Raw genomic sequence first — 4,465 nt, 5'->3', positions numbered from 1 at the left:
GTTGGGGGGAGCAGCAATTCCCCGACGGCACCATCGTCTTCACCTCCCCGTCCGGCCGGAAGTACACGACAAAACCGGGCGGGGCGCTGTTCTTCCCACAACTGGCGACACCCACCGAGAAGCTGAGCATCGCGGTGCCGACTCACGATGATTCAGCGCCGGGCCGTGGCCTACAGATGCCCACCCGGGCACGCAGCCGCGTAGCCGAACGGTCTGCCCGCATCGCCTGGGAACGCGGCCTCAACGAAGCGCGCTGGGCCGCCGACCCGCCGCCCTTCTAGTCCTCTTTGCGAATCAGCTTCTGCAGGGCCGCCCGGTCCGGGGCCAACAACTCGGCGATGCGGGCCTGGTTCACATCCGCCACGATGATCTCGCCGACGTCCTTGTTGACACCGCTGAAGATGCCGTGCGCCTTCATCTTCTCTGTCTGGTACTGGTTGTCCTCGGTCGGTGTCACGTAGTACACCGCGTCGGCCTTGAACCGGTTCACCAGCCACAGGTGGACCAGCGTCATCAGCCGTTTCTGGCGCAACTTGGCCGAGTATGTGTTCTGGTCGCGCACGGTCAGAATGCTGCGGCCGTGGCGGTCCTTGATCGGGTCGAACAGCACGTCGGCCAGCTTCTCGCCGTCCTTGTCGCCGAAGATGGCCAGCTCCAGCACATCGGAGCCTGCCCGGCGCGGACGCAGCTGCACCCGCAGCCGCTCGCCGAGCTTGTAGTGCTCGCTCCACAGTGCCAGCCAGTCCTCGAGCAGTTTCTTGGGCACCTCGGTCTGCACCAGGTGCTGAACCTGGGTCGAGCCCTTGCCCATCGCCTTGGTGGTCGCGGTGCGACCCGACGAGGCAGCCAGCGCCGCGTCGCTGCGCGGGCCGCCGACGAGGGTCTGCGGTGTCCGGTACGGCGACTCGATGAGCCGCATCTTGCGCTGCAGCCGGGCCAGCGCGAGCATCCCGTCCTGACGCAGGGCGGTGGCGAACTCCTCGGCCGCCACTCCGTCGACCTGGTGACCGCCGTAGGTCATGAAGTTGAAGACGAAGCCCATCTTCCCGATCTCCTCGGGGAACGCCCGCATCTCCTCATCGCTCATGCCGGTGGTGTCCCAGTTGAACGAGGGGGAGAGGTTGTAGGCCATCATCTTGTTCGGATACACCGCATGGATGGCCTCGGCGAACTCTCGAGCCTCGGCAAGGTCGGCGGTCTTGGTCTCCATCCAGAGGATGTCCGCGAACGGCGCTGCCGCAAGGGATTTCGCAATCGCGTACGGAATCCCGCCGCGCACCTGGTAGTAGCCCTCGGCGGTCTTGGAGCGCTCGCAATCCCAGGCGACGTCCAAGCCGAGTTCGCGGGCTTTCTTCTCAGCGGCGTACAGCGATGCTGTCTTGGCGAACTCGAGCCACTCGGCCGGCTTCATAGCCAGCGCCTCGCCCTCGCCCTCCTTGAACTTCAGCACCTCGGCGACGGCATTGCCGTAGGTGTCCAGGCCGGCATCGGACTGCCAGGCTTCGACGAACTGCGACTCCACCCGGTCGAACAGCGCATCCAGCGAACCGGAGCGGTCCTTCTTCCATGCCGTGGCGGCCTCGTCGATCGCCGCGGTGACGCCGTGGCCGGCCAGCCATGCATCCGCGACGGCGTACTCGCCCTCCGGCACCGCATAGAGCAGATGTCCGTTGAGCTCGGAGACGCCCTGCTCGTGGAAGCGCCGGATCATCGCCAGGAAGCACGATTTGTACGGCGGCACCTCAAGGTTGGTCACACCGAGCAGGAACGGCTGATCGCGCTCATCGGAGCGGCCCTCCAGCAGATTGGCCGCCTCGGCATCGGTGCGGGCGACGATGATGCCCGGCACCTTCATGATGTCGAGCTGGAACCGGGCGGTGTTGAGACGCTTGATCTGCTCATCGGACGGCACCAGCACCTTGCCGCCCTGATGCCCGCACTTCTTGGTTCCGGGCCGCTGGTCCTCAATGTGATAGCCGGTGACCCCGACCTCGACGAAACGACGAATCAGGTTGCGCACGTGGGCATCTCCGCCGTGGCCGGTGTCAGCATCAGCGATGATGAACGGCCGGTAGTCGACGGCGGGTGTGGCCGCGCGCTGCTCCTCGGTCATCTGCAGACGCAGGAACTGCTGATTGCGATCGGCGGTCAGCAGCGCTCGAATCAGGCCGGCAGCTTCGTCGGGCACCTGGCTCAGCGGATAGCTGGCGAGGTCAGGACCCGGATCCTCGTTGGTGGAACCCTTGGCCGAGGTGGCCCAGCCGCCGAGGTAGATGCCCTCTATGCCGCATCGCTTCATCGTCACGGCCTGGCCCGGCGAGTACGGCCCGAAGGTGGTGATGGACTTCTTCTGTCCGAACAGCTCACGCAGACGGTCGTAGAACGCGACAGCGGCATCGCGTGCCACGGTGTAATCAACCGGAATCGTGCCGCACTGCTCGACGACCTGACGGGCGGTGTAGAGCCGCGTGATGCCCTCGAAGCGGGGGCTGTCGAAATACCGCTGGGTGTCTTTCACCTCGTGGTCGACTCCGGTGCTGGTCATGGTCGTACGCTCCTCGTTGAGCCTGGAAATTAGCCAATCGGCATGCGGTGGTCATCGGACCCCGCCGATGCCCATTATCCCGAGTGAACCACGGCGTCGTGCCGGTTTCCAATGCACCGACCCTCTGCTGACCCTCCTTCGGGCCCCGCAACCGCCGAGCAGGTAGTTTTTGATCAGCGGGCGTTCGGCTCCGGAGTCTGGGGAAGGAGTCGCTGATGATCCGATGAGCGGCTACCAGGACAAACCGCGGAAATTGTTCGGCCTGGCGCTCATCTGCGTGCTCGCCGCCGTCACGGCCGTCGTTTACGTGCAGTTCCGCGGTGGTTTCACGGCCACCACCCAGCTGACCGTGCTCTCCGGCCGGTCCGGGCTGGTGCTGGACCCCGGGGCGACGGTGACCTACAACGGTGTTCGCGTGGGCCGGGTCAGCGAAATCGACGTGATTCAGGAAAACGGATCACCGTCGGCTCATTTGACGGCCGCGGTCGGCTCCCGGTTCCTGTCCATCATCCCGGCCAACGTGCGGGCCGATGTCACCGCCTCGACGATCTTCGGCAACAAATACCTTGCGTTGTCGTCCCCCGAGAAACCGGTGCCGCAGCGTATTTCAGCTGGTGATGTCATTTCCGCGGTGACGGTCACCACGGAGTTCCAGACGCTCTTCGAGACGCTCACCGGAATCGCCGAGAAGGTTGATCCGGTGCGCCTCAATGCGACTCTTTCGGCGATGGCCGATGGGCTCACCGGCTTGGGCTCGAAGCTGGGGCGCTCGGTGGTCAACGCCAACGCGATTCTCACGGACGTGAACCAGCGATTGCCGAAGTTGCAGGGGGACCTTCGCCGGGTGGCCGAGTTGGCCGACATCTACACCCAGGCCGGGCCGGATCTGTTCGACGCCGTTGAGAACGCCCTGGACAACACCCGCACCCTCAACCAGCAGCAAAATCATCTCGACGCCGTCCTGCTGGCGTCGGCGGGATTTGCCGCCACCGGCACCGATGTGGTCGGGCGCGCCGCCCCGTACTTCATCCGCGCCGCCTCCGACACGGTGCCCACCGCCAGGTTGCTCGACACCTACAGCCCGGAGATCCTGTGCACGTTACGTAATACCGCTGAACTGGCCCCGGTCGCCCTGGAATCGTTCGGCGGCAATGACTACTCGCTGGCGGCCCGCACCAGCCTGCTGGCCGCCCCCAACCCATACGTCTATCCGGACAACCTTCCCCGGATCAACGGCCGTGGTGGACCGGGCGGAGCACCGGGATGCTGGCAGAAGATCACCCGTGACTTCTGGCCGGCGCCGGCCCTGGTGGTCGACGACGGGGCAACGCTGGCCCCGTACAACCACTTCGAAGTCGGCCAGCCCCTACTCACCGAATATGTGTGGGGTCGCCAGGTCGGCGAGAACACCATCAATCCGTAGGCGGCAGTCCGGAGGCGATACCGTGCGGGTCATGGCGGAAGCGACGCCCACCGGCACACAGCTGGCACGGGGACTCACAGTGTGGTCTGCAGTCGGTATGTCCGTCGCACTGATGGCCCCGTCGATGGGGATCAACATCAATCCGCAGGCCACTTCGGCGGCTACCGGCAGGGCTGTGCCGATCGCCTTCCTGCTCGCCACGTTCGGCGTCCTGTTGATCGCCCACACGTTTGTCCGGCTGTCGCAGCGATTCAGTCAATCCGGCAGCGTGTACGCCTTCGTGGGAGTGACCCTGGGACCGCGCAGCGGCGCGGTGGCAGGCTGGCTAAACGCCTGCACCTACGTGCTCTTCGGGGTCGTGACATCGACGGCCGCGGGCATGTTCCTCACCGATCTGATCCGAAAAGTGCTGGCTCCCACCATATTGCCGGAATGGTTGACTTATCCGCTGGTCTGGCTGGTGCTGTTCGGCATGTGGGTGCTGGCGTCGAGTGACA

General features: G+C 65.2%; 2 protein-coding genes and 2 pseudogenes. 3 read left to right on the top strand and 1 reads right to left on the bottom strand.

Translation table 11 applies throughout. The annotated features are described in order from the left end of the window. A pseudogene (locus tag ACR2JI_RS00580) lies at window positions 1–281 on the top strand (HNH endonuclease); the annotation flags it as partial. On the opposite strand, the gene aceA reads toward ACR2JI_RS00580, so the two are convergent. After that, window positions 278–2,545: an isocitrate lyase ICL2 gene (gene aceA, locus ACR2JI_RS00575; RefSeq protein ID WP_526386924.1), complete on the bottom strand. Its 2,268-nt coding sequence runs from the start codon at window positions 2,543–2,545 to the stop codon at window positions 278–280. The pseudogene ACR2JI_RS00580 and the gene aceA sit on opposite strands and share 4 nt — an antisense overlap. A gap of 223 nt (window positions 2,546–2,768) precedes the next feature. Here aceA and ACR2JI_RS00570 point away from each other — a divergent pair, with 223 nt between their 5' ends. Together ACR2JI_RS00570 and ACR2JI_RS00565 are read left to right on the top strand one after the other, a co-directional pair. After that, on the top strand, window positions 2,769–3,968 hold the full coding sequence (locus ACR2JI_RS00570) for an MCE family protein (protein WP_526386922.1): 1,200 nt from the start codon (window positions 2,769–2,771) through the stop codon (window positions 3,966–3,968). Window positions 3,969–3,999: 31 nt separating this feature from the next. Further along, a pseudogene (locus ACR2JI_RS00565) lies at window positions 4,000–4,465 on the top strand (hypothetical protein); the annotation flags it as partial.

The sequence above is a fragment of the Mycobacterium sp. genome (assembly GCF_051006775.1).
Taxonomy (GTDB): Bacteria; Actinomycetota; Actinomycetes; order Mycobacteriales; family Mycobacteriaceae; genus Mycobacterium.
The sequence above is the reverse complement of the archived record's forward strand: the minus strand, read 5'-3'. Positions and strand labels throughout refer to the sequence as shown.

What these genes read in the sequence shown, in the direction of transcription:
- ACR2JI_RS00570 (WP_526386922.1), top strand. Translation starts at nt 2,769, where the DNA reads ATGAGCGGCTACCAGGACAAACCGCGGAAATTGTTCGGCCTGGCGCTC.
- aceA (WP_526386924.1), bottom strand. Translation starts at nt 2,545, where the DNA reads ATGACCAGCACCGGAGTCGACCACGAGGTGAAAGACACCCAGCGGTAT.